This window comes from Chitinophaga sp. 01L420 (genome assembly GCF_056399985.1).
The window spans coordinates 36838-61674 of the sequence record NZ_JBFTSK010000042.1 but is presented as its reverse complement, the minus strand read 5'-3'; the positions used below and the strand labels follow the sequence as shown (position 1 = coordinate 61674).

Below are 24837 nucleotides of genomic sequence, written 5' to 3'. Positions count from 1 at the left end.
TATAATATAATCTCCGCTGCATTTCCTAACAGCTAACAGCTAAAAGCTAACCGCTAACCGCTTCACATTATTTCCATACACTTCTACCTGTGCGCCGCTATGAGTGGCTACAGCAGCACCGCTGATGCTAACACTTTTCTGTTCGCCCGGTAATACGGAGATGTAGTTGTCGCTGTAAAACACCGGCAAAATCCTCTTCTTCGTTTGCGCATCCACCAGTGACACGCGGTTGAAGAACGCCACCGGCCCACTGGCAGGATTGCTGATCGTCACCACAATGCTATCTGCTCCTGCTTTGTGCGCTGTTACCTTTACATCTGCTGCCGGCATCTTTTGCAAACCGGAATAGTTACCACCCGCATCTGCCAACCAGTAAAGGTTTTCATCTACTATTTCCTTTTTGGTATTAAGGAGACGCAGAGAAAAGAATACGCCCTCTTTTTCACTTAATTTATCTAACACTCCTTTCAGCGACATGAATTTTTGTACGGTAGCAGGACCTACTTCTACGAACAACTGTGTCAATAAGCTATCGCGGCCCTTCATATCATAGGCTTTCAACTCCAGCATCAGATCGCGGGCATAATTAAAGGTATTGTTCACCGCCATCACCATGCCATCCGTAGGATCGTACATCACATGCAGCGGCGCCGCGCCTTTACGGCTGCCATACAAACAGGCGTTGGGGTCCAGGTAATAATCGTACATCTGTCCTCTTAAGGCTGTCCAGGGGTTTTGTGTTTTCCAGATGATCACACCAGTATACCAATCCCACATATGTGCACTGAAACCTTCCATGAGCGCGCGATACTGGTCATAGTTCACTAATTGTGCCTTGTTGGCCCACTCTCTTAAATCAGTGGTTTTACCATAAGGATCGATCGATTTATTATAAGCGATGTACTTATGATAATCCCATACTGCATCCATTTTGCCTGTTTGCGAATTGGGAGTTACCAGGTTTTCCGCTGGTAAAAATCGCTCCAGCGATTCATAGTCGCCGGTACCTACAGATCCTACTTCTGAGTTAAATGGAAAAGTACGATAGCTCCAGAAGTAAGGCACTGACTGAATACCATAAGGTCCATCGCCATTGCCTCCCAGGGCATTATAAGACATGCTGTCGGAATTGGAATAGTCGAAGAAATACCGGGTACCGTCCAATGCTGGTATAATGGAATCTTTCATGGCATGAAAAATATCTGCCGGAGGCGTAATTTCATTTCCACCACACCAGAAAGCCAGGGAAGGATAATTACGTAACAGCTTTACCTGGTCTGCCACACTTTCCAGGAACAGGGAATGGTTATCCGGATATTGACGACGGGTCCACTGGTCTTCTTTCTTCAAAGGATCCTGCCACCTGCCGTTACAGTCGCCCGACATCCAGAAATCCTGGAATACCAGCAGCCCGTATTTATCACAGGCTTCAAAGAATTCAGGTCTTTCTGTTAAACTACCACCCCAAATCCTGATCAGGTTCAGGTTCATATCGCGGTGAAAGCGAACTTCCGCATCATATCTTTCTTTGCTGAAACGGAACATGGCATCAGAGGTGATCCAGTTACCGCCTTTAATAAATATCTTTTGCCCGTTTACCGCAATCTCGCGGCTGCGGGTATGTGTATTCCAATAGGTTTGTATTTCACGTACACCAAATTCTACGTCTTCTGTATCATCGGTGTTGCCGTTGTTAAGGAACTGCAACTGCATATGATACAAATGCTGCGGACCATAACCCGCAGGCCACCACAGGGAAGGTTGCTTCAGCAGCAGATCCGGTAGTTGCACGGTAGTGGTGGAATGTGGCGCCAGTGTTACCTTTTGCGTAGCCATGCCGCCTTCTATCTTATAGCGCAAAGTGCCGGTAATACTTTTAGCGCTGGCATTTTCCAGGTCTGCCGATACAAGGATCGTGGCCGGTACCTGCGGTCCGTCCGGCTTTCTGATGCCCGGTACCCGGGTAACAACATGTGGATCTTTGATGCGTACCGCGCCGGTTTTTTCGATGGTCACTTTATCCCATATACCGGTATTACGATCGCGCATAGGCTGAATCCAGTCCCAGCCAGCGGTGTATTGCGGTCCTACGTTTTTGGCGATGGTACCGTCGCCTCCCTGTCCGCCGTTAGGATTGCCCGGAAACACCGGTGGGTACACGATCACAGCGAGACGGTTTTTACCGCTCTTCGCCAGCCAGGGCGTAATGTTATAGGATTGACGCAGGTAAGCGCCAAAGTGTGTCGATGCTGTTACTTTATGTCCATTTAAGAAGATGTCACAACCATCGTTCACACCTCTGAAATGCAGCCATACCTGCGCATCTCCGGCAGCTGGCTTCTCTGTAAAATCTTTTACAAACCAGTAGGTGTAGTGATCACGGCCTGTATGATAGATATCCGGTATCTTTTCGTTGTTCATACCATACATCGGATCCGGCACCTGCTTATTATCCAGCAAAGTAGTCAGCACCGTACCCGGCACTGTGGCGGGTGTCCAGTCCGACAGGCGGTACGCTGGATCTGAAATCTGTTGTCCGGTCGCTTTTATCCCGGCAACGTTACTGCATTGCCATCCGCTGTTGAGTTCATATTTTTCCTGTGCCGATAACTGCGAAAAAGCCATTAAGAGCAGGCAGGAGATTGTTGATGTCCGAAATATCATGAGATCTATTTTACAGGCCTGTTGTCAAGGGAGCAAAGATAGCGTAACGTGCTCCCCCGTCAAAACAGATCATGATAAGCGGCGGGAATAGTTACATGAGGATTAAAGCATATCTTAGATGTCCATTTAAACCTCCCTTACCGTGTTTTCAAAAAGATCCGCCAGGATTGCCGGCATCAGTGTATTATCAGCGTTCTTCACCTGGAGATGTATAATGGCCATTGATTACTTCAACATCATCCATCTTTTTTTTACCGGGATACTTGGCCTCATTACCTTTACGGTAGCCTTGTTGTTCTTCTTCAGAGATCTGGATGATTTTGAGAAAACAAAATCATGGCATAGCCTTATCCCTTCTATGATTTCAGCTACCTGTATCATCACCTTACTGGCGATGAGTGTGGTGCTTGGCCAAAGAGATGCAGGACCGCTTTTATTTAGCGGCAAGTCACAGACCGACCATATAATACTTGAGTTCAGGAAAAACGGCCACTATAAAATAACCCCTATAGGACTTGTCAGTAGAACTATCAGAGGAACCTATAAAATAAAAGACAGCCTCATTTTGCTGGATGAACCGCATCCCGAAGAGAACATTATCAGCGACAGACTGGTAATCAGGCTCACACCAAATGAGCCTGATTCCGAAACATCGTTCAAGGTAGATTCGGCGGGGAACCTGAGAGCAAATCCTTCAAAAACCTTGTACCAGGTGGATGCTGCGGGCAACCTGATAACAAATGTTTTATCCCTTCGTGTAGACGTGCGATAGCCCTATCCCTTTTCTGCCAGTTCCTTTACTTTATCCAGCGCTTTTGGGAAAGTCGTAAAAAAGAAGTCTTTATAAGCTTCTTCCGTTTCCACTTCCACCAGTAAAGATGTTTCACCGCCTGCTTCTGTAAGTGTGTAGTTTTCGGTAGCACCGGCCCAGTCTTTTACCTTTTCGCTGGTAAGGTCTTCTACACCACCTTTAATATAGCCCAGGTGTTTGAACGACAAGTATTCATTGGGTACTTTGGCTGCAATGGTAGATACCATGCCATCATTACTTCCATCTACAAACAATGTCCGGCCACCTACCTGCCAGTCTGTTTCCATTTTGGAGCCTTCTGCAAAAACGGCGGTCCAGGCAGGATAGCTTTCGTTGCCCCAGAGCACTTCCCATACTTTGTTACGGGGAGCATTAATCGATGTTTTGAATGTTAACTTTTCCATAGCTACGCATTTACAAAATTAGAGGTTTGTTTATTGTATTTATTTCGGTACTCCAGCGGTGTTAGCCCGGTTACTTTTTTGAACACTGTTCTGAATGCTTTGGTGTCCACATAACCTACGTCATAAATTACTTCATTGATATTTTTGTTGCTGGTTTCAAAATCCCTTTTTGCTGCTTCAATTTTAATCCGCTGAATATATTCGACCACCGTATTACCGGTCGATTTTTTGAATCTTCTTTCAAATGTTCTTCTGCCGATGGCTGTCAGATCAGATAACTGTTCCACGGTGATTTTATCCTGGTAACTGGCTTCAATAAATTCCTGTGCTTTCAGGATGGGCTCATCGTTATGGGTCTTTTGTCCTTCGAAGATGATAAAGGGAGACTGGCTTTGCCGGTCCAGGTCGATTTCATAACCCTTTGCGGCCATGATAGCAATGTCTCTGCCGGCATATTTTTCCACCAGGTACACAATCAGGTTGAGATAAGAATAGGCGCCACCGCTGGTGTAGATGCCGTCTTCTTCTGTGATCACTCTATCATCCATCAGGTGCACGGCCGGGAACATTTCCCTGAACTGTTTGGCCATTTTCCAGTGTGTAGCACAGGCCTTGCCATCCAGCAGCCCCGTGGCGGCCAGGAAAAATGCGCCCAGGCAAAGACTGGCGATAGCTGCGCCTTTCGCGTGTTGTGTTATCATCCAGGGAATAAATGCTTTATTCTCTTTGGCAGCCTGCGCCTGATCTCCATGAATGGCGGGTATGATGATAAGATCTGTTTTCTTTACATCTTTTACCAATACATCCGGTGAGATGGTAAATAACCGGTTGGGCTGATTAACCACCCGGCTGAGTCCTACCAGCTGCACCTGGAATATGGGCGCCCTTCCCTTCTCGGCCAGGAAGCTGTTCAGTTCGGAGAAGATCTGATAGCTGCCTTCGATATTAACAACGCTGGTATGCCCGAGCGGAACCAGTATGGAGATATGTATCATAACATTGAATATAAAGTAATTTATGCCGCAATTAACCTACGAATTGTCGCTATCTCCCCCCTTCATTGTGCCGGTACCTTACGATTTTTGTAATATATTTTTCACTCACAAAACCGGCTGCAATGACAATCATCCATACCTACCTTACTTTTAACGGCAACTGCCGGGAGGCAATGACTTTTTATAAAGAATGCCTGGGTGGAGAATTAACCCTTCAAACTATCGGAGAATCCCCTATGTCTGTTGGTATCCCTGCGTTTATGAAACCGTTCATTTTACATTCCAGTCTTACCAAAGGCCCCCTGGTACTTACCGGCTCCGATATGGTGCCCGAAATGGGGCTTACTGCCGGTAATACTGTTTCTCTATTTCTGAACTGTAACAGTGAGGCCGAAGCGAGGACGTTTTATGACAAGCTATCTAAAAACGGTGTCGCCACACATCCATTGGAAAGTACCTTCTGGGGAGCATTATTTGGTGCGCTGACAGATCAGTTTGGTCATCACTGGCTCATCAATTTTGAAGGTAATTCCCGGCAATAGCGATGATTAGCTATTGGCTGCCTTTTCCAGTATCGCAATATCCAGCTTACCCATTTTCATCACTTCTGCGAACACTCTGCCGGCTTTCGCGGTGTCATTATCGGATATCAGTTTGGGGAGAATGGAAGGCGTAATCTGCCAGGACAAGCCGAATTTATCTTTCAGCCAACCGCATTGACTTTCCTTTCCACCATCAGCGGTGAGTTTGCTCCAATAGTAATCAATCTCCTCCTGGGTATCACAATATACGGTCAGGGAAATCGCTTCTGTAAAAGGAAACATAGGACCTGCATTCATCGCCGTAAATTGTTGTCCGTCCAATTCAAAAGTGGCGACCAGTAAAGTCCCTTTGGGCATAGGAGCCCCTTCTCCGTAGTAGGATTTATTCAGCACTTTTGACTGCTTAAAAATGGCAGCATAAAAATTAATCGCTTCCTCGGCGTTGTTGTTGAACCATAGCGACGGTGTGATCTTTTGCATAACGGTACTTTTAAGTTTAATAAGGTTTTATTTCCTTACAAAGATACCTGCCCTTCTACTCATATCTAAGGTGCAAAAGCGACATTCTAAAGGGGCACTTGCGACAAATATAGATTTGGGATTACGCCTCCACCGGAACGGCCTTTAATGCATACCGTTTTTCTCTTGCTTCCAGCACTTCCTTCACCAGCAACATTCCCAAAGCCGCGGTTCCTAATACCAGCATAGCCCAGGGAGCGCTGTGTATACCATAGGAAGAAATGACCCATCCGCTGATAGCGGTGCCCAGGGAAACGCCCAGGTTGCCGAATGAAATAGCGAGACTATTGGCAAATCCCGGCGCTTCCGGCGCTGCAGCAATCATATAGGCGCCACCGGTAAGAAAACAGGGCGTATGTAAAAATCCCCATACGATCACCAATGGCACCGCCAGCTGTGGAGAAAAATAAATGCCAACAGATATAAGTGTGATACCTGCCAGGAAAATTCCCGTAGCACCCGTAACGCTGCGTCCCAGCAGTTTACCGGCCACATAGTTACCGGGTAGTCCGGCAGCACCGAATAACAACAACATGATGCTGATCATGTCGGGCGACATGTTGTTCACTTTTCCGAGGTAGTCTGCAAAATAGCTGTAGGTGGTAAACATCGCCGCTATCATACAGGAGACCATGATAGCGCTGGCCAGAAAAGCCGGTCTTGTGAGTATCTTCAATTGTGCACCGTAAGATTTCTTTTCCGTGACCGGCATGGAAGGTAATGCGGTGAGCATGGCGATCAACGCCAGCGCACTGATCACAGTTTGTACCACAAATGACAACTGCCACTTACCAAAGACGCCCGCGATATAAGTAGCTAACGGGATAGTCGTCACCGTAGCCATGCCGATGCCCGCCATCACAATGGCCATCATTTTATGCTCGTCCTTTTTATCTGCTGCCGCTATAGCGGCAGTAATGGCGGTAGAAATAAATACCGGCTGCAAAAATGCTGGTAATACCCGCACCAGCAGCAGTAGCCAGAACGGTGGCGACAAAGAGGATACCACACCCGTGATCAGGAACATCGCGATACTGATCACCATCACCGTTTTACGGTTATAGCCGGATAGCCATAGCGTCATCAGCGGCCCCGCCAATGCGATGACGAGTGCAAATGCACTGAGCAGGGTCCCCGCTTTTTCTATGCTGATATGATAATATTCGGCCACCTGCGGTAGAATACCGATGACGCCAAATTCAGTTGTAATAATGCCGATAAGTCCGAGACTTCCTATGTATGCTATTTTTTTCATTGACCGTTTGTTGATAATGCCTGCCTTTCTTTTCTATGCAAATGTGCCACTCCTTATTATATAAAGAAAATAATATGATTTATGAAAGCTCATAAAAATATTTATAACTTACAGGATGGTTAATCTGGAATGGTACAGGACATTTAAAGCGGTTTATCAAACAGGATCGCTGACAGCAGCGGCAAAACTGCTGTTTATTTCACAGCCCAATGTGAGCCAGCACCTGTCGGCATTGGAGGCGCATATCGGGAAACAACTCTTTGAGCGCAAACCTAAAATAATACCTACCGATTACGGTAAACAGTTTTACACCCAGGTAGTAGAACCATTAGAGAAACTGGAAAATGTAGAGTCAGAATTCCGGCACCTCTGTATGACCAAACAACTGCCCAACATACATATCGGTACCGTAAAAGAATACTTCCAGGCGGAAGTAGCCAGACGTATCAGCAGCGCACCGGCGAACTTCATTGTTGAATTTGGTCTTACTAAAGACCTGATCAGCCGGCTGCAAAAAAATGACCTCGACTTCGTAATTGCCACACAATTAATTGAAGAGAAAAATATTACTTACGAACCCATTGTTACAGAACACTTCCTGGTAATATCTCATCCCGACCTGGATGTACGGCCGTTCAAAAACTTCCTGAAGAAAAAAGAAATGGCCCTTGCGGAAGCATGGCTCCTCGAACAGCAGTGGTTTGCCTACAGCAGCGACCTGCCGGTGATACGACGATTCTGGCGGGAAAACTTCAGAAAAAGGCCCGCTTTAAAACCACAATTCACCATACCGGATAGCGGCATCATTCTCGAAGCTATCCGTCATGGAAAAGGCGTAGCCATCGCGGCCGATTATATGGCAAGAGAAAGTATTAAAAACGGGGAATTGAAGGAAGTCTGGAAAGGTGTTGTACCGGCACTCAATACCCTTTACCTGGCTTATGATCCTACCAAAACGGCCAGCAACCGGGTTAAAATAGTCAGGGACCTGCTGAACATGCACTAACGAATACCCTTGCACGAAAAAAAAGAATATTCTCTCTAAATGAGTTATTTTGTTATTCATTTACTCATTTTATGAAGCTAAGATTCCACAAAGGCCTCCTCCTGCTTATTTTAAGCCTGATTGGCAGCGCCATAGGCTATGCCCAGGAGCATACCCCCAAATTCAAAGTAATTGCCTTCTATACGGCTAAAAATGACCAGGCACATATCAGTTTTGTACATGAAGCCAATGCATGGTTTCCAAAAATGGCGGCACAATATCATTTCAGTTACGACTCCACCAACAACTGGAAAAATCTCAACCCGGCATTTCTGTCTGATTACCAGGTAGTAATTTTCCTGGATACCCGTCCGGATGATCCGGCACAACGGAAAGCATTCCAGGAATATATGGAAAAAGGCGGTGGCTGGATAGGATTCCATTTCTCTGCCTTTGCCCTTACCCCTTCTGACTTTCCGCAAAACTGGGACTGGTATCACAACACCTTTCTCGGCTCCGGCTCCTATGGCAGCAACACCTGGCGGCCCACTTCCGCCGTATTGCGGGTAGAAGATCATCAGCATCCGGCCACCAGGAATTTACCGGATACCTTTTCGGCTGCACCAAATGAATGGTACCGCTGGAGCAATGACCTGCGCAAAAATCCGGACATCCGCATACTGCTGTCGATAGATTCCAGCAGCTTCCCGTTGGGCACCGGTCCTAAGCCATACGAAATATGGCATAGTGGATATTATCCTGTGGTATGGACCAATAAAAAATATAAAATGCTTTACCTGAATATGGGGCATAATGATATCGATTATGAACACCACACCAATAAGGAATTATCGTTCACCTTTGCGAATGAAACGCAGGATAAGTTAATCCTGGATGCCCTGCAGTGGATGGGTACCCGGAAATAAAAAACGCCGGTGATGAATACATTCATCCCGGCGTTTTTTATTTCTATATAAGTGCATTTATTTCTTTGTAAGCTCCGCTATCACTTCCTGCTGTGCCGCCACCTTTTTATTCAGGCTATCTACATTTTTATTCAGCTGGATAATATATAACGTCAATTCTTCTACTTTCTTCAGTAATTGCTTATCAAAATCACCCAGATCTAATCCATCTGCCGTCACTTCTTTCTCTGAAGGAATGCCGGGTAAATGGTGGCGGGTGGTAACAAAGTCTTCGACTTCCTGCAGGGATGGAAGTTTATAATCGCCATGGAATACATAATCAGGCCAACCGGTTTGGGCCACTTTAATGCGGCGGGCCCCCAATGTGCCCTCCACAACCAGTTTGTAATTGGGGTCGGGATTAGTACCTCCGATAGACATATTACCAGTAGTCCCATCAGCTATCATATAATAATTAGCAGAACCGGAACCATTCACATTTGCATTAAAGAAATAAAATTTTCCACCGCTGGTTCCCATTCCAAATGATCGCTGATCTCCGGCTAACTCGATGGCTGATCCGTTAAAAAGCTTTACTGATTTTGTCCAGCTATTGTTCGTCCATATAGGGCCACCGCCTACCACCAGACTGGCCCCACCTACAGGGATACCAATAGCGAGACTACCAGGAATGCCGATAGGATTACTGTCAAATGCCAACACATTTGTTACGTCCGTGTTTTTAACCAATTGAAGAGTAGCATTACTGGCGTAGCCTGTAAACGAAAAATAATAAAGCGTAGATCCATTATTTATTTCCACCGCAAGATAATTTACCCTATTGTATGCAACAGTTACTAGTCTTGCCATTTCATTATAGGTAACCATGCTTCCTAAATTCATATTATATGCCGCTGAAGTGTTTACCTCTACAGTCCACTTCCTGTTAGAGGATCCYGCCAACCCTCTTATACTGGTGATTTTTCCCATCACATGCCTGTCTTCCAAATTGGTGCCTGCATAAATTTCATGGAGCAGGAGATAATTGGGGCCCTGTGAATCTAATGTTTGCCCGACAATCGGACGGTTCACATAATAATTTCGATTATTATCAAACACCTGCAATTTGCTGGTGGGGCTAGTGGTGCCAATACCAATGTTACCCGTAGGACCAATGAGATTTGTGTTTTGGGCATTAACAGTTACAGCTGTCAGAACAGCTAACAGCATCAATAGTCTTTTCATGTTTTTATTCTATTAAAAGGTATAGGTACTCGAACAAGTTTTAAAGCATCTGATCAGGTTGCAGCAAAACCGGATTAACTTTTTCAAATTACAAAAGAATCGGATTTCGCCACAAAGAAAGTGAGAAAAACGAGCCACGAAAAAAACGGTGGACAATTGTCCACCGTTCTTACGCTTTATCTTCAGTTCATAAACGCTTCTATCTTCTTTTTTTCAGACAATTTCACAAACTGACCATACTTATCCAGGTACTCTTTTGCCACCGGTATAAACCCTGCTTTATCCTGTTTATTCAACAGGTAAATAGTTTTTGCCCGTAGAAATATTTCTTCGCCGGGGGCACCATAAGGTTTTACGTTGGCATAGATGGATGACCAGTCTGGATTAGCGCCACCATCCGGCACCGCTGGTGCAATGAGATCCTGGTAAATCAGGTTCATCATTTTCACGGCGGCTTGCCGGGTACCCATGGCTTTATCGATAGCATCTACATTATTGCGGATAATGGTGAATCCGGTATCCCTGGTGCTGCCGGTTACCTGCATCACGTAACGGAGATCTTCTTCAGAATATGGCTGCTTCATCATCGCAAAATAATCAGCACCTGCCATGGCGGCACCTTCCTTATCGCCGGCCTGTACGGCCATCATCGCCATCTTTCGTAAAAACTCCGGTTCTCTTTTTCCATCTATATATTCCTGTAGTACAGCGCTGTACAAGGCAGCGGGTTCTGTGATATCTGCATCTGCAGCAGTAACTTCAGGCACAGGACCGATATCCGGATTCAGCGCTGCATGTATTTTCCTTATTTCCGCGAAAGGAATTTTCACTACCTGACGATCGTAGGTAAGTAATCCGTTCTGTTCTCCTTCCACATCAAATGGCTGGGTATAGATGCTGGCAGATAAGCCCTGTCGCTGCAGGAGTTGCAGGTGCTGATTCATGATGGCATATTTCGCTTTGAGTGCACCGGGCTTTTCCAGGATGTATCCCCAGGCACTGCTCACATTCCACTGATGATCCGGAATAAATACGCCGATGCCGCCAAACTCGCCCAGCACCTGTGCTTTGCCAGGCATCCGGATCGCATTCATGGGGTTGGGATAACTATGTACATCGGTCAGGTCTGCACTGATATATGCATTGGGACTGGGACTGCGCAGTTTATCATTTACGTAGAGATATTCTCCGGAGTGTCCGTTCACCAGCCTGGAAGGATCTGTACGTTTAATCCACTCCGTTAGTCGTTGCTGATCAAATTGTCCCCACTTTTCGTTGAACAATACCCAGGTAGTAATGCTAGGGTAGTTTTGTAATTGTGCGAGTGTTTCTTTGCATTGTTGCTCAAAGGCTGCTTTGGCGCCTTCCGGCAAACTATGATTAGGACTCACCATGTCCTGCCATACCAGTATGCCCAGTTTATCTGCCCAGTAGTACCATCTTGCCGGCTCTACTTTAATATGTTTACGGATGGTATTAAAGCCCATGGCTTTGATCACTTTGATGTCGAACGACAACGCCTCGTCGGTGGGCGCAGTGTATAAACCATCAGGCCAAAAGCCCTGATCCAGGGTGCCCAGGTTAAAGTAAGGTTTGTTATTAAGCAGGATGCGATCCACTCCTTTTGCATCTTTACCAATGGAAATTTTCCGCATGCCGAAATAACTTTTCACCTGGTCTACCGTTTTATTTCCCTTCCGCAAAGTCACGGATAAGTCGTACAGGAAAGGGCTGGCGGGTGACCATAATGCGGCATCCGGCACTTTCAGCGGCAGCTTTACGCCGCTGTTGCCTTTAATCCTGCCAACTTCGGTTCCTGCTTTTAAGGCCACTGCTTCTACGGTATAACCTGCGGGTGCATTCACCGTTACATTCAATATTCCGTTATCGATATCCGGTGTGATATGAAGACCGGAGATATAATCTGTGGGGACTTTTTCCAGCCATACGCTTTGCCAGATGCCGGAGCTGGGGGTATAATAAATATCAGCCGGATTCAATACCTGTTTACCGTGAGGGCCAATGCCCCGATCGGAGGGATCGTACACTTTGAGCACCAGCGTATTTTCTCCTGTTTTTGCAGCAGCCGTAATATCAATGGTAAAGTTCGTATAGCCGCCGGTGTGAGTACCTACTTCTTTGCCATTAAGATATACTTTGGTTTGCCAGTCTACCGCACCGAAATGCAACAGGGTTCTTTCTCCGCCGACCGGAGTGATGCTGATCTTCCGGCGATACCAGAGGCGTTGTTCCGGTTGTAAACTTCTCTTTACGCCGGACAGGGCCGATTCCAGGGGAAAGGGCACCAGTATTTGTCCATCGAACCTGGCAGGTTCTTTTGCTTCCGCAGTGGTGATGGCATATTCCCAGAGGCCGTTGAGGTTTTGCCAGTCTTTACGTTCCAGCTGAGGGCGGGGATATGCTGTCAGCGCATTTTCGGGAGTTACTTCTTTCGCCCACCTCGACTGAATGGCGATGGGCTGCATTTTATATCCCTGCTGTGCGGACAGCTGCATACAAATAGTGAACATGGCCGTGGCTGGCAACAAATGTTTGACGATTAGTTTTAACATAGTGATGTTGAAAATTATTCTTTATTGGTTAATTGAGTACTGCGGCAGGGGTAAGGCTATGAAAATCGGTTGATGATATAATTCGTCGCTGAAACAGGTCCGGGCGTTAAACAAAAAGCATCAAAATATACATAATTATCGGGGATTAAACAGCCCTAACTTTTGGAAGATGTTAATCTCATTATTTTCATCTTTTACTATTATTATTAAATATAATAATATATTTATTTATCGGCATAATGCCAAAAATAAACGTATCATCTCTGTAGTTTTTAATTTATTCTGTGTATATTATTGAAAAAACGACCCTTCGTCATGGAATAGATAAAATATTACAAATATGAATACTATAAACCTCAACCGCTATCAGCATGTCTCCAACACCTGGGATGAAATGTACATTTCTGATAATCACCTCCGGGAACAGTATCATAAAATCATTGGCTACCTGGAAAATGAATCTGCCAATGATCTGAATAAAAAGGAGGAACTGGCCAAACGATTATTCATGAGTCAGGGTATCACCTTTACGGTATACGACAGCGGAGAAGGAATAGAAAAGATTTTTCCTTTTGATATCATTCCCCGGATCATCACCAGCGCAGAATGGTCTTTTATAGAAAAGGGCATTAAGCAGCGTTTAAAGGCTTTAAATCTTTTTTTGAAAGATGTATACAACAACCAGTTTATCATCAAAGATCAGGTGATCCCGGCCTCATTAATCTACTCCTGCCCTCACTTCTTACGGGAAATGCATCAGCTGAACGTACCCTATGACATTTACATCCACATCGCCGGCATAGATCTGATCAGGGATTATGACGGTACTTTTTATGTGCTGGAAGATAATCTCAGAACCCCTTCCGGCGTCAGTTATATGCTGGAGAACCGGGAAATCACCAAACGGCTTTTTCCTGATCTGCTCCCCCAATGCAAGGTGCGCAGCGTAACAGAATATCCGGCAATCCTGTATAAAAACCTGCTTGCGCTGTCACCCCGACCAGTAGCCAATCCTACCATTGTGTTATTAAGTCCGGGTATGTACAACTCCGCTTATTACGAACACACTACGCTGGCCCGCCTCATGGGGGTAGAACTGGTGGAAGGACGCGACCTGGTAGTCAGGGATCAGAAGGTGTACATGAAAACCACCACCGGCCTGCAACAGGTAGATGTGATTTATAAAAGAGTAGATGATGAATTTATTGATCCCCTCGTATTCAATCCTAAAAGTATACTGGGCGTAGCCGGTTTAATGAGTGCTTACCGCAAAGGCAATGTGGCGATCATTAATGCTACCGGCAACGGCGTAGCCGATGACAAAGCCGTATACAGCTATGTGCCGGACATGATCCGCTATTATCTCAATGAAGATCCCCTGCTGAAAAATGTACCTACCTACAGTTTAGGTAACCCCGAACACAAGGAATACGTTTTCAATAACATGCACAAAATGGTGATCAAGAAAACCAATGAAAGCGGCGGCTATGGCATGTTAATGGGCCATGCGGCCAGTGAAACCGATATCGAAAATTATAAAAAAGAAATACTCAAAGATCCCCGCAACTTCATCGCACAGCCCACAATCAGCCTGTCTACCGCCCCTTGTTATATGGATGGTATGTTGCAACCGCGGCGGGTAGACTTAAGGCCTTATGCGCTCGTAGGCCCCGATGGTATCTCTATTGTGCCCGGCGGTCTTACCAGGGTGGCGCTGAAAGAAGGTTCGCTCGTAGTAAACAGTTCACAAGGTGGTGGCAGTAAAGACACCTGGGTTTTAGCATCTTAAATTTATATCTATCGCCTATGTTAAGCAGAGTAGCATCCAGTTTATATTGGTTAAGCAGGTACGTAGAACGCAGTGACGGCATCCTGAGAATGCTGAAAATTAACTACGCGTCCTCCCAGGACACCATCCAGGAGTTTACCTGGACGCCGGTGATCCGGATTTCTTCCGGCGGTGAAACAGCCGAAACATCGGCTATTAAAAACGATAGCCGCTCAGTAGTGGAATATCTTCTTTTTAACCGCGACAATCCCAACTCTATCATCAACATGATTACGCTGGCGCGGGAAAACGCCCGCAGCGTACAGGAGCATATAGCCAAAGATCTGTGGCAATGCCTGAATGAATATTATCATACCGTAAAAGATCCCAAATTGCTCTGGTATGTACAAAAAGATGATCCTGTTACCGCACTCGACATCCTCATCAAACAGGTCATGCTTTATTACGGCACCGCCGGCAGCATCATGGAACGCGGCGAAAGCAGGAGCTTTATGAGCATCGGCAAATACCTCGAAAGAAGTATACAGTCGATCGATATCCTCGATATCAAATTCATTTCTATCTCCAACAACCCCGATCTGCTCACGGATACTTCCTACTGGCAACATCTGCTCTTATCTCTTGGTGGTTACGAACTATATCTGAAAACTTACCGCAAAGGTTTCGAAGCAGAAAATGTGCTGGAACTCGTGATGCTGAACAACGACTTTCCCAGATCCGCCAAGTACGCCGTGCATAATATTCACCGCTATTTTGAACGGCTGAAAAGTGATAAAAATATAGATCATTATAACCAGTTGTCTTTTAACATCGGCCGGCTGAACAGCACCATCACGTATAGTTCCGTCAACAGTATGAAAGCAGAAGGCCTCCATAATTATCTTGTTAAAATCCGCAGTGAATTATATGGCATCGGCAATCTTTTAAATGAATACTATTTCGCGAACGCTTAACTTTTATCGTATATGCCCGTTTTTAAAATAAAACACCTCACACATTACACCTATGAAGCACCGGTACGCGACAGTGCCAACCAAATTGTCCTGTATCCCATAAAAGATGAGTACCAGAAGGTTATCCGGCACGAACTCAACATCTCCCATCATCCGGAAGTGGAAGTATTTAAAGATTATTATGGCAATGAGGTGGGTATTTTTACGCAGCATGAACCACATCATGAATTAAAAATTTTCTCAGGAAGTTGCGTGGAAACCACCGCCAGGCCATTGCCCAAAGATGAGCTCCCGCCTGCTACACAGTGGCAGCTCCTGGACGACATCCAATACGATGTGGCCTACATCGATTACCTCAAGCAGGAAATGTTTGATCATGCAGCACTGCTGCGGGATACTTCTCTCGAATTAAAACAAACAAACGATACGCCTTACCAAACAGCGGTACGATGCTGTGATTACGTGTATACTCATTTTGAATATATCAAGGGCGTTACTACTGTAGATAGTACACTGGAAGAAATCCTGGAGCTGAAAGCGGGTGTATGCCAGGATTTTGCGCATGTGCTCACTGCTATGCTGCGGTTTATAAAAATTCCGGCGCGGTATGTAAGCGGATATATTTGTCCGAATAAAAACGGAATGCGGGGAGAAGGCGCCACTCATGCGTGGGCAGAGGTATATATTCCTGAATATGGCTGGCTGGGTATTGATCCTACCAATAACTGCATTGCCAATGAAAATCACGTACGACTGGCGGTAGGCAGAAATTTCAGCGATTGCTCCCCGGTAAAGGGCGTGTACAGCGGCGGCTCCGGACATACACTGGAAGTGACCGTATCTGTTGGTTATGCGGATGATGATCATTTTGAGGCCGACAATCTTACACCACTCAAACAGGCAGCGAAACCTATTCCGGTGTCACATCAACCTCAAAAAAATAGTTATCAGCGCCATCTGGAAGATATTATGCAACAACAGCAGCAACAACAGCAATGAATACACGGATTTCCCGGTTGAACCGGGAAATCCTGTCGACCAATGGCAAAATGGGCAACTGGCGTGCCCTGCCGCGATTTGCTATTAATTTCTTAAAACAATTTCATAATTCACAAATAAAGAAAAAATTATATAGTTTTGCGCTTAACAACCTAATACGAAGAATTGTAACTACAACTGAAACTGTCACAACTTTAAAAGAGTAACATGCAACGCATAGCCATGAAAGGCCGCTGGGATGCTATCTGTCGCGCAGTTAGCAACATTCCTCCGAAGTACCTGTATACACTGTTCTTATTGATGGCCGTTGGCATATCATTTCACGCCTGGTATTCTTCTCAGGATATGGAGAAATGGACCCGTTACAATAACTTTCTGATCTTCAAAGATGCGTGGTCGCACCTGGTACACAATCAGGACCTCTATGTATTATATCCGGCGGAGTATTATGATCTGTATAAATACAGTCCTACTTTCGCCATGTGGATGAGTGCCTTTGCGTGGATGCCGGATGTGCCGGCGCTGATTTGCTGGAACATTATGAATGTGGTGGTATTTCTGATTGCGATCAGGAAGCTGCCGGTGAAAAAAGAACAACAATCTATCCTGTTGCTGTTCCTCGCCATAGAGATGATGATTGCGCTGACCAGTTCACAAATCAACGTGCTGATCACCGGCTTTTTCATCCTCGCATGGCATTGCATGGAGAACAAGAAAATTTGGCTGGCCGCTTTATTGCTGGTGATCACCATCTATATCAAAATATTTGGCATCGTGGCCTTGTCGTTGTTCCTGCTGTATCCGCAACGCTGGAAAGCAGCTTTATACACGGCTTTCTGGACGCTGGTGCTTGCCGTGATGCCGTTGCTGGTCATTTCTCCGGAGCAACTAACCTTCCTTTACAAGAGCTGGGCACATTTGCTGGCCAATGATTACTCCGCATCTTATGGTGTATCTGTGATGGGCTGGTGGCATACCTGGTTTAATATGGATATCTCCAAACAGGCATTCATGCTCACTGCAGCAGCCATCTTTATCCTGCCATTTATAAAAATATTATACAGCAGGGAAACGAAGTTTAATTTGAATATGCTGGCGTCTGTACTGATATGGGTAGTTATTTTTAATCACAAAGGTGAGTCGCCTACTTATATTATTGCGTTGACCGGGGTAGCTATCTGGTATTTCACACAACCGCCTACCCGGTTAAATACCACGCTGGCAGTGCTTACACTGGTATTTACTTCTTTTTCTTCTACTGATCTGATTACGCCGTACTGGATTGCCAGAACATATGTGGAGCCTTATGCCGTAAAAGCAGTTTTCTGTTCCATTGTATGGATGAAAATTGTGCTGGAACCATTCTTTGTAGCACAAACAAGCAAAGTGGTGATCGTGGAAAAACATCTTAAGGCAGCGTAGAGAAGAATTACGAATTAGGAATTACGAATTACGGATTTGTGGGGAGACCATTTGCTGCTATCTCCCCACAAATCCGTAATTCGTAATTCCTAATTCGTAATTCCTAATTCCTAATTCCTAACTAGCTTTGTTTTCTTACATACTTCGTAAGAATAACTATCAACTGTCCTTCTATTTTACCTTCAATTTGTTCGGTGTTATCCTCTACTAAACGAATATTCTTTACTACAGTACCCATTTTTGCATTCAGGGTAGAACCTTTTACATCGAGGGATTTGATCAGCACTACGGAATCACCATTTTGCAGCACGGCATTATTGCAGTCCCGGTGCAGTTCTACAGCGGCATCATTATCATGATCGCCGGTAGCTTTTGCCCAGGCCAATGCTTCATCATTCAGGTATATCATATCGAGGTTGTCCATCGCCCAGCTTTCATGCTTTAAGCGGTTGAGCATGCGCCAGGAAACGATTTGCACACCCGGTATTTCGCTCCACATAGAATCGGATAAAAAACGCCAGTGTTCACTATTCAGCTCCGCTTTCTTTTCAACCTGTGATTGACATTGTTCACAGATCATAATACAATTATCCTGATCGCTGGAAGATTGAGGAGGCACTTCATAAACATTCAATGTATCAGTGGCCTGGCATAGTTCACACTTATTGTCACTCCTTTGCAGTAATAGTTCGTTCAGCTTCATAATATCCCTTGTTGTAAAAAAATGTGCACGAAGGTAATGTTTTTGGGGTTGCGGTCCTATTCCCGCCGGTTCATTTGTTATAATAGTAACTAAAGCTAATTTCATGAGAAAGTTAACAGTATTCAACTTCATGACCCTGGATGGTTATTTTGAAGGGCCCGCCAAAGGAGATCTCAGCTGGCACCGGCACGGCGAAGAAGAAAGCAATTTTGCCACCGATATGCTCCAATCCGGCAATACCTTGTTATTCGGACGTATCACCTATGAGCATATGGCCGGTTACTGGCCTACTCCCATGGCATTAGCGCATACCCCGGAACTGGCTGCCGGCATGAATAACGCGGATAAGATCGTCTTTTCCCGGACCATGGATAAAGCCGACTGGAAAAATACGCGGCTGATAAAAAGTGATATCGTGGACGCGGTCCGGAAAATGAAACAAACGCCTGGACACGATATGACCCTGCTGGGCAGTGGCAGCATCCTCACGCAGTTTGCTGCTGCGGGTTTATTTGATGCGTATGAGTTTATGATAGACCCTGTGGCACTGGGCAGTGGCAGCTCCATTTTCAAAGGATTAACCACACAGCTGGACCTGGAGCTGATCCAGGCCAAAACATTCAAAAGCGGAACGGTATTGTTGCAATACCAGCCAAGGCGGTAGCCCCATCATCCTTTCAGCAATATACGGGTGAGTACCGCCGCATCCGGCATGTGAAATTTATCTTTGAACATCAGCTTAAAACCGGCCAAACCCTGGGTGGCAGAAATAAAGGTGACCGCCAGATCAAACGGATCTCCCGGTACACATTCACCGGTTTGTTGTCCTTCACTTACAATGGCAGCAAGGTTCCTGATGGATTGCATCTTTCGGCTCATCAGCTTCCGGTCTTCCGTTTTATTGCCCGTTTCAAATAACTGCGATATCAGGATAAAATAATAAATGCCGGATTCTTTATGTACGCCCTGCATAAATGCTGCAAGAAACTGTGTGATCCTTTCTTTTACAGAGATATCCTGTGCCTGCAGCTGGTCAAATAATGCCTGGGATTTATCCATGGCCTCATTAGCCAGCAGCAGGTACAGTTCCTCTTTGGACGAAAAGTAATGATACATTAACCCCAGGCTGATTCCCGTATGCCCCGCAATCTCTTTGATATTGGTGGCTGCCAGGCCTTTCCTGGAAAAAAGCTCCAGCCCCGATTTTTTTAACCGGGCGATGGTCAGCTGTCTCATTTCCTCAAATTGCTCCTTTTGCTTTGGCATCTGTTCTTTATTATTGAAATATTTTTCAATAATAATTTTTTTTATTCGAAAAATAAAATCACTTTTGTTTTATCATTGAAACATTATTCAATCATAAAACAATCACGATGACTACGAACTTGTTTACATATTCCAGCATTCAATCCACAGACGGCACCACCATTAGTTATCAGCAAGGCGGCAACGGCCCCGGTCTCATCATTGTACCAGGTACACTTAGCACATCAGCCGATTACACCAGGATTGCCACCATACTGGCCAAAGCTTTTACTGTATATATCATAGACCGCCGCGGACGCGGCGCCAGCGGCGCACAAGGCGGTTCCTACGGCATGAGCAAAGAATGTGAAGATGTAAAAGCCCTGCAGGACGCTACCGGCGCCTCTTATATATTTGGCCATAGCTTTGGCGGACTGGTAACCCTGGAAACAGCCACCAGGTATCCCGGCTTCAAGGGCATCGTTTTGTACGAACCCGGCGTTTCTGTTCAGGATAACCCTGCCACCTGGGAATGGATCAACACCTATGAACAAGCCCTGAAAAAAGGAAAACCCAGACAAGCCTTCACCAGCTTTGTACAGGGTGCCGGCCATACACCGCTGAGCAAGATGCCCAAATGGTTCGCCGGCTTCATACTTCGTATGATGATAAGAGGCGATCACTGGCAGGAAATAGATGAAATGCTGGTGACCAACCTGAATGAGCATAAAGAAATTAAAAAGCTAAGCGGTACCTATTCCCATTACAAAGAGATTAATAGCAACATATTATTGATGGCCGGAGAGAAAAGCCCCGAATTTGTACATACTACCAATCAACTATTGGCCAATACGATCGCCAATACACAATGCCAGACACTTCCCGGCCTGAGCCATCTCTCACCGGAAAATAAAGAAGCACCGGAAACCGTCGCCAACGAAATCATCCGGTTTCTTGCCTGACAAAAAAAACGTGATACCACCCCAATGGTATCACGTTTTTTTTGCAGATAGCTGAACGGTACTACCGTTATTCATTTATTTCAGCCGGAGTATGATTTCCCGGGGCTGCTGATTACGCATCACCATCACCGGAATTTTATCTTTCCAGGCAGCGGCTTTTACAATATCCAGCAGGTCGCTGGCTGTTTTTACCTTCTTCCCGTCTGCGGTAATGATAACATCTTTCACTTTTATTCCGGAAGATGACAACAAACTGTTTTCACTGGTGCTAAGTACCAAAGCGCCGGATTCATCTGCCAGGCCATAAGCAGACCGCTCCCCTAGTCCCACAATTGATTTTACTTTTCCACCCAGCAACGCAAGTCCTTCTGCACCAGCAGTAGCAGTGCTACTCTGATTCAAGAATACCGGTATTTCCGGTTGCAGTGCTATTTTCCGCAGTGCCGGCTGCATCACACCAAAACTATCCATCGCGATATTATGAAAACCAATACGCAAAGCCGGTGAGTTATCCGCTACGCGGTAATTGCCCCGGGCCGCATCGATAAACTGCGGATCCCCTGCTATGCTATGTGAATCGGTGCCATTTTGTTGTGCTTCCTGCAAGGAGGCTGCATCCGGGAACAGGTTATAGTCTACCTGTTTGCCCCAGTCACTGATCTGGATCGGGAAATATTTCCGGGTCACAATATTATGTGTAAACACATCACCGCTTTGTTTAAACCAAACATGCGGATGAAAAGAGTTGTTGACCATAATATTATTCTCTACTACCCGCTGAAATCCTTCTCTCAGTTTTAGTCCGCCATTCAGGCATACGTTGTTGTAAATATGATAATTGGAGGAACCATCGTCCAGGTCTATATCCCAGCCGTGGTCACAGCGGAAACGGTTGTTCCGGATAGTGTTGGTTTGCTGCGCATCCAGCAGAATCAATTCCGGGTGTACCGCAGTGAGACTATCCATGTAGGCGCGGTCGGGTGCCCAGTAACGGTCACGCCCCCACGAATTAAAAGCGCCATGATCACCGGTTTCCATCACCGTATTAAATACATCGTTGTATGCCAGCAGGTGACCGCCAAAACAGCCGTCACCAATATTGATACCGGCACGTGGGGTATTATAAATGCTGTTATGACTCACCGTGATGGCGGAAGATATTTCTATCTCCACACCAGTGGCCTGCTTTTCTATTTCGCCGGCATGGTGAATAAGATTGTTGGTGACTATACATTCCCTCGGATAATTATTGCTGGCCGGGCCGGGTGTTTTATCCAATTGCGCATAAGGTGTGAAGTCTTCATACCTGAAACTGGGCGACCGCACTGCTTTCACATCTCCCACAAAACAAACCGCGCTGGCGCCCAGGTGATGAATATAACAACCACTGATCGTATCATGATAATTATAGTTGCTCAGCATAATCGCATTGCCGCCCACTTCACTAAACTCGCAATCGGTGATGTGGCAGTTTTCTGTACCATCGAACAATACCACACCTCCGCGATAGATGGTCCAGTCGCTGCGCAGCAGCGGCTCCCGGGTATCCATAAACGTGCGTTCATTGTGTAAGAAATGTAGTCCGCGCAGGGTCACATTTTTTATCGGGGCAGCAGCAGATCCGCGTAATACGATGCTGTTTTTCAAACGGGCTACTTCTACGCGGGCCTGCGGCAGTTGCACATCTCCCGAAGGGTAATAATACAATTGACGGGCATTATTATCCAGGTACCATTCACCGGCAACATCCAGTTCTTCGAGGTTATTTTCTACAAAACGATATTCCGGATGCATGCCATTGGGGCGGTTATTTTGCCAGCCACCTTCCAGGGTAAGGGTGGTATCTTTTTTACCGGTGATGCGATAATGAAAACCACCCCAGTCGGATGCATGCAGTGCATGCACATAACCATTTTCCGGATGCTGCCATTTGCGCGCATGGTCCAGGGCATCTTTGGCCGTGCCGTGAAATACTTTTGCGGTGGAATCATAATTGGGATAGCGCGCCAGCACCTGCAGACGACCATTTACATACAGGCGTTCAAAGGTAACGCCTGCCGGCACTGCTGCCACATAGATACCATTTTTCCAGGGCTTCCATTGCAGCGATAATAACCTGCCGGCACTGATGAAGACTTTCTCCTGTTGATAGGCACTGATCTCAAGACTGCTGCAGGTCATGCTAGCAGCCTGTAAGTTGATTTCCTTTTCCAGGTAATAGGTGCCGCCATGCAGCAACACCTTTACCTGTTCTCCTTTCCGTTTCATGGCCAGTTCTACTGCCCTGTTAACTGTTTTCAAAGGCTTTGCCGCGGTGCCGGCCTGGCGGTCATTGCCATTTCCAGAGACATGCAAAACGGTTTGCGCACCGGCCAGTTGAACGGTGAGCATGATACAACAAAAGAAGAAGATCTGTTTCATACTATTGATACTGCGGATTCTGTTTAATATTATTATTGGTAATTTCCTGTGTTGGTATCAGCCAGGTTTGGTTATACACGCCAATAGGTACGCTCAGCGATGCACCACGCACCGTCTGTATACGCTGGAAAGTATTGGTACGTTTCAGGTCAAACCATGCCGTCCCTTCGTTCGACAACTCCCATTTACGTTCCATCAGCACCGCATCACGGAACTGATCCTTGCTCAGGTTTTTCAGATCCGGTACTGCTGTGGTGCTGCTCTTATCTATCCTTGCGCGCCAACGGATCTTGTTCACATATTGGTAGGCCAACGCCGGCCCATTCGCTTCATTCTCTGCTTCCGCTGCAATCAGGTACATTTCTGCCAGCCGCAATATCGGAAAAGAATAAGGTACCAAAGCAGTTGAAGGCCCGATGTTATGATCAATAGTGGTCAGATCTACAAATTTCGCAAAAAATGACGGCAACGTACCTCCTGTTGGTAAAGGGTAATTGGTTTTGATCCCCCAGGCTTTGCGCTGATCGCCGGCAGCAAAGCTGTTGATAAACCAGGTAGCTGGCAACAGGATAGGTACATAACCAGGCGCCGGACAGGTTTGCCCCTGCATAGGGTTGCCCAGTCGACCAGGGATGTATTGTTTTTCCCAGATAGATTCGCTGGTGTAAGCGACGTTATGAAACACGTCGGCGTAGTTATCTTTTAAAGTAAACTTATTGGAAGCAATTACCGCCAGCGCTTTATCTCTTGCTTTTACATAGTATTCTGTTTTATTGAGCGGGTTACCGGCCATTGTAAGATATATTTTTGCCAACACCGCAGTTGCCACCAGTTTATATGCCCTGCCCTGCTGAGGAGCTGCTTCCGGCAAATTGGCTTCCGCATACGCCAGGTCATTGAGCACCTGTGTGTATACCTCCGCCTGTGGTGTACGGGGCAACTGTACATCCTGGTAGTTGCTGGCAGCTTTTAATGGCATCGGCACATCACCGAACATCTGCACCAGGTAAAAAAAAGCGTAGCCTCTCAGGAACCTGGCTTCTGCTGTCAGCTGTGTTTTCTTTGCATCTGCCAACGGTGCCAGCGGTAATTTCTCAAGTATAAAATTGGCATTCTTGATGATCTTAAAAGGTATGCCCCACGCATCGCGGGAAGTATAGAAATTAGCGGAAGGCTGATTCTGATAAATAGGCAATACCTGCTCTCCCGGCTGCGGCGTACCATAGATGTCGGAGAACATTTCATTCAGCTCTGTGATGTTCAGCGGCAGCCCGTCGTACACACCGATAACGGCGGACTCATAGCTTTCCGGATTTTTAAAATAAGTATCCGGGCTGATAGAAGAACGCGGACTTTCTTCCAGTAATTTAGAACAGGCCGGCAACAGGAAGATAGCCGGGCATATGCAGACAAGTAATAACAAGCAGTTTTTCATCTCTCAACAT

General features: G+C 45.9%; 21 protein-coding genes. 10 read left to right on the top strand and 11 right to left on the bottom strand.

What is annotated here, in order from left to right; translation table 11 throughout:
* Positions 1–39: 39 nt before the first annotated feature.
* Entirely contained in the window at positions 40–2664 is a 2625-nt protein-coding gene (locus AC1DP6_RS28915; protein ID WP_477057989.1) for a glycoside hydrolase family 2 protein, read from the bottom strand.
* A gap of 142 nt (positions 2665–2806) precedes the next feature.
* On the opposite strand from AC1DP6_RS28915, the gene AC1DP6_RS28910 reads away from it, so the two are divergent.
* Positions 2807–3436, top strand: coding sequence for a hypothetical protein (locus tag AC1DP6_RS28910; RefSeq protein WP_477057988.1), 630 nt, complete (start codon positions 2807–2809; stop codon positions 3434–3436).
* Positions 3437–3438: 2 nt separating this feature from the next.
* Here AC1DP6_RS28910 and AC1DP6_RS28905 read toward each other — a convergent pair whose 3' ends face one another.
* Together AC1DP6_RS28905 and AC1DP6_RS28900 are read right to left on the bottom strand one after the other, a co-directional pair.
* Positions 3439–3879 (bottom strand): SRPBCC family protein, encoded by a 441-nt coding sequence (locus AC1DP6_RS28905; RefSeq protein WP_477024293.1) that lies wholly within the window; start codon positions 3877–3879, stop codon positions 3439–3441.
* Between the two features lie 2 nt (positions 3880–3881).
* Positions 3882–4874 carry a GlxA family transcriptional regulator gene (locus AC1DP6_RS28900; RefSeq protein ID WP_477057987.1) on the bottom strand — a complete coding sequence of 331 codons (993 nt, stop codon included), beginning with the start codon at positions 4872–4874 and terminating at the stop codon, positions 3882–3884.
* Between the two features lie 122 nt (positions 4875–4996).
* Between AC1DP6_RS28900 and AC1DP6_RS28895 the strand changes: the two genes are divergently transcribed.
* Positions 4997–5416, top strand: a complete 420-nt coding sequence (locus AC1DP6_RS28895; RefSeq protein ID WP_477024295.1) for a VOC family protein — start codon at positions 4997–4999, stop codon at positions 5414–5416.
* 6 nt (positions 5417–5422) lie between these two features.
* Here the strand turns inward: AC1DP6_RS28895 and AC1DP6_RS28890 are convergent, their stop codons facing one another.
* A complete protein-coding gene (locus AC1DP6_RS28890) occupies positions 5423–5896 on the bottom strand; it encodes a VOC family protein (protein ID WP_477057986.1) in 474 nt (157 codons plus the stop codon).
* A gap of 121 nt (positions 5897–6017) precedes the next feature.
* A complete protein-coding gene (locus tag AC1DP6_RS28885) occupies positions 6018–7190 on the bottom strand; it encodes an MFS transporter (protein WP_477057985.1) in 1173 nt (390 codons plus the stop codon).
* A gap of 115 nt (positions 7191–7305) precedes the next feature.
* On the opposite strand from AC1DP6_RS28885, the gene AC1DP6_RS28880 reads away from it, so the two are divergent.
* Positions 7306–8196 carry a LysR family transcriptional regulator gene (locus tag AC1DP6_RS28880; RefSeq protein ID WP_477057984.1) on the top strand — a complete coding sequence of 297 codons (891 nt, stop codon included), beginning with the start codon at positions 7306–7308 and terminating at the stop codon, positions 8194–8196.
* A gap of 71 nt (positions 8197–8267) precedes the next feature.
* Positions 8268–9101 carry a ThuA domain-containing protein gene (locus AC1DP6_RS28875; RefSeq protein WP_477057983.1) on the top strand — a complete coding sequence of 278 codons (834 nt, stop codon included), beginning with the start codon at positions 8268–8270 and terminating at the stop codon, positions 9099–9101.
* A 57-nt stretch (positions 9102–9158) separates the two neighbouring features.
* Here the strand turns inward: AC1DP6_RS28875 and AC1DP6_RS28870 are convergent, their stop codons facing one another.
* Complete coding sequence (locus AC1DP6_RS28870; protein ID WP_477057982.1) at positions 9159–10325, bottom strand: hypothetical protein; 1167 nt, start codon at positions 10323–10325, stop codon at positions 9159–9161.
* Positions 10326–10507: 182 nt separating this feature from the next.
* A complete protein-coding gene (locus tag AC1DP6_RS28865; protein WP_477057981.1) occupies positions 10508–12898 on the bottom strand; it encodes a glycoside hydrolase family 2 protein in 2391 nt (796 codons plus the stop codon).
* A gap of 340 nt (positions 12899–13238) precedes the next feature.
* Between AC1DP6_RS28865 and AC1DP6_RS28860 the strand changes: the two genes are divergently transcribed.
* From AC1DP6_RS28860 to AC1DP6_RS28845, 4 genes are all read left to right on the top strand, one after another.
* Positions 13239–14687 carry a circularly permuted type 2 ATP-grasp protein gene (locus AC1DP6_RS28860; protein WP_477057980.1) on the top strand — a complete coding sequence of 483 codons (1449 nt, stop codon included), beginning with the start codon at positions 13239–13241 and terminating at the stop codon, positions 14685–14687.
* 17 nt (positions 14688–14704) lie between these two features.
* Entirely contained in the window at positions 14705–15640 is a 936-nt protein-coding gene (locus AC1DP6_RS28855) for an alpha-E domain-containing protein (protein WP_441576046.1), read from the top strand.
* A 12-nt stretch (positions 15641–15652) separates the two neighbouring features.
* Positions 15653–16639 carry a transglutaminase family protein gene (locus AC1DP6_RS28850; protein WP_477057979.1) on the top strand — a complete coding sequence of 329 codons (987 nt, stop codon included), beginning with the start codon at positions 15653–15655 and terminating at the stop codon, positions 16637–16639.
* Between the two features lie 207 nt (positions 16640–16846).
* A complete protein-coding gene (locus AC1DP6_RS28845) occupies positions 16847–18061 on the top strand; it encodes a glycosyltransferase family 87 protein (RefSeq protein WP_477057978.1) in 1215 nt (404 codons plus the stop codon).
* Between the two features lie 121 nt (positions 18062–18182).
* On the opposite strand, the gene AC1DP6_RS28840 is transcribed toward AC1DP6_RS28845, so the two are convergent.
* The gene (locus tag AC1DP6_RS28840) at positions 18183–18764 is read right to left on the bottom strand and encodes a PhnA domain-containing protein (protein WP_477057977.1); all 582 of its coding nucleotides are present in this window, start codon (positions 18762–18764) and stop codon (positions 18183–18185) included.
* Between the two features lie 103 nt (positions 18765–18867).
* Here AC1DP6_RS28840 and AC1DP6_RS28835 point away from each other — a divergent pair, with 103 nt between their 5' ends.
* Positions 18868–19428, top strand: coding sequence for a dihydrofolate reductase family protein (locus tag AC1DP6_RS28835; RefSeq protein ID WP_477057976.1), 561 nt, complete (start codon positions 18868–18870; stop codon positions 19426–19428).
* Between the two features lie 5 nt (positions 19429–19433).
* Here AC1DP6_RS28835 and AC1DP6_RS28830 read toward each other — a convergent pair whose 3' ends face one another.
* Positions 19434–20030 carry a TetR/AcrR family transcriptional regulator gene (locus AC1DP6_RS28830; RefSeq protein WP_477024307.1) on the bottom strand — a complete coding sequence of 199 codons (597 nt, stop codon included), beginning with the start codon at positions 20028–20030 and terminating at the stop codon, positions 19434–19436.
* A 107-nt stretch (positions 20031–20137) separates the two neighbouring features.
* Here AC1DP6_RS28830 and AC1DP6_RS28825 point away from each other — a divergent pair, with 107 nt between their 5' ends.
* On the top strand, positions 20138–20971 hold the full coding sequence (locus AC1DP6_RS28825; RefSeq protein ID WP_477057975.1) for an alpha/beta fold hydrolase: 834 nt from the start codon (positions 20138–20140) through the stop codon (positions 20969–20971).
* 75 nt (positions 20972–21046) lie between these two features.
* Here the strand turns inward: AC1DP6_RS28825 and AC1DP6_RS28820 are convergent, their stop codons facing one another.
* A complete protein-coding gene (locus tag AC1DP6_RS28820) occupies positions 21047–23392 on the bottom strand; it encodes a right-handed parallel beta-helix repeat-containing protein (protein ID WP_477057974.1) in 2346 nt (781 codons plus the stop codon).
* 1 nt (position 23393) lies between these two features.
* On the bottom strand, positions 23394–24827 hold the full coding sequence (locus tag AC1DP6_RS28815) for a RagB/SusD family nutrient uptake outer membrane protein (protein WP_477057973.1): 1434 nt from the start codon (positions 24825–24827) through the stop codon (positions 23394–23396).
* Positions 24828–24837 lie beyond the last annotated feature (10 nt).

Coding starts and splice junctions, on each gene's coding strand:
- AC1DP6_RS28850 (WP_477057979.1), top strand. CDS start 15,653: ATGCCCGTTTTTAAAATAAAACACCTCACACATTACACCTATGAAGCA.
- AC1DP6_RS28890 (WP_477057986.1), bottom strand. CDS start 5,896: ATGCAAAAGATCACACCGTCGCTATGGTTCAACAACAACGCCGAGGAA.
- AC1DP6_RS28900 (WP_477057987.1), bottom strand. CDS start 4,874: ATGATACATATCTCCATACTGGTTCCGCTCGGGCATACCAGCGTTGTT.
- AC1DP6_RS28860 (WP_477057980.1), top strand. CDS start 13,239: ATGAATACTATAAACCTCAACCGCTATCAGCATGTCTCCAACACCTGG.
- AC1DP6_RS28815 (WP_477057973.1), bottom strand. CDS start 24,827: ATGAAAAACTGCTTGTTATTACTTGTCTGCATATGCCCGGCTATCTTC.
- AC1DP6_RS28840 (WP_477057977.1), bottom strand. CDS start 18,764: ATGAAGCTGAACGAACTATTACTGCAAAGGAGTGACAATAAGTGTGAA.
- AC1DP6_RS28880 (WP_477057984.1), top strand. CDS start 7,306: ATGGTTAATCTGGAATGGTACAGGACATTTAAAGCGGTTTATCAAACA.
- AC1DP6_RS28835 (WP_477057976.1), top strand. CDS start 18,868: ATGAGAAAGTTAACAGTATTCAACTTCATGACCCTGGATGGTTATTTT.
- AC1DP6_RS28825 (WP_477057975.1), top strand. CDS start 20,138: ATGACTACGAACTTGTTTACATATTCCAGCATTCAATCCACAGACGGC.
- AC1DP6_RS28915 (WP_477057989.1), bottom strand. CDS start 2,664: ATGATATTTCGGACATCAACAATCTCCTGCCTGCTCTTAATGGCTTTT.
- AC1DP6_RS28895 (WP_477024295.1), top strand. CDS start 4,997: ATGACAATCATCCATACCTACCTTACTTTTAACGGCAACTGCCGGGAG.
- AC1DP6_RS28885 (WP_477057985.1), bottom strand. CDS start 7,190: ATGAAAAAAATAGCATACATAGGAAGTCTCGGACTTATCGGCATTATT.
- AC1DP6_RS28830 (WP_477024307.1), bottom strand. CDS start 20,030: ATGCCAAAGCAAAAGGAGCAATTTGAGGAAATGAGACAGCTGACCATC.
- AC1DP6_RS28845 (WP_477057978.1), top strand. CDS start 16,847: ATGCAACGCATAGCCATGAAAGGCCGCTGGGATGCTATCTGTCGCGCA.
- AC1DP6_RS28905 (WP_477024293.1), bottom strand. CDS start 3,879: ATGGAAAAGTTAACATTCAAAACATCGATTAATGCTCCCCGTAACAAA.
- AC1DP6_RS28820 (WP_477057974.1), bottom strand. CDS start 23,392: ATGAAACAGATCTTCTTCTTTTGTTGTATCATGCTCACCGTTCAACTG.
- AC1DP6_RS28855 (WP_441576046.1), top strand. CDS start 14,705: ATGTTAAGCAGAGTAGCATCCAGTTTATATTGGTTAAGCAGGTACGTA.
- AC1DP6_RS28865 (WP_477057981.1), bottom strand. CDS start 12,898: ATGTTAAAACTAATCGTCAAACATTTGTTGCCAGCCACGGCCATGTTC.
- AC1DP6_RS28875 (WP_477057983.1), top strand. CDS start 8,268: ATGAAGCTAAGATTCCACAAAGGCCTCCTCCTGCTTATTTTAAGCCTG.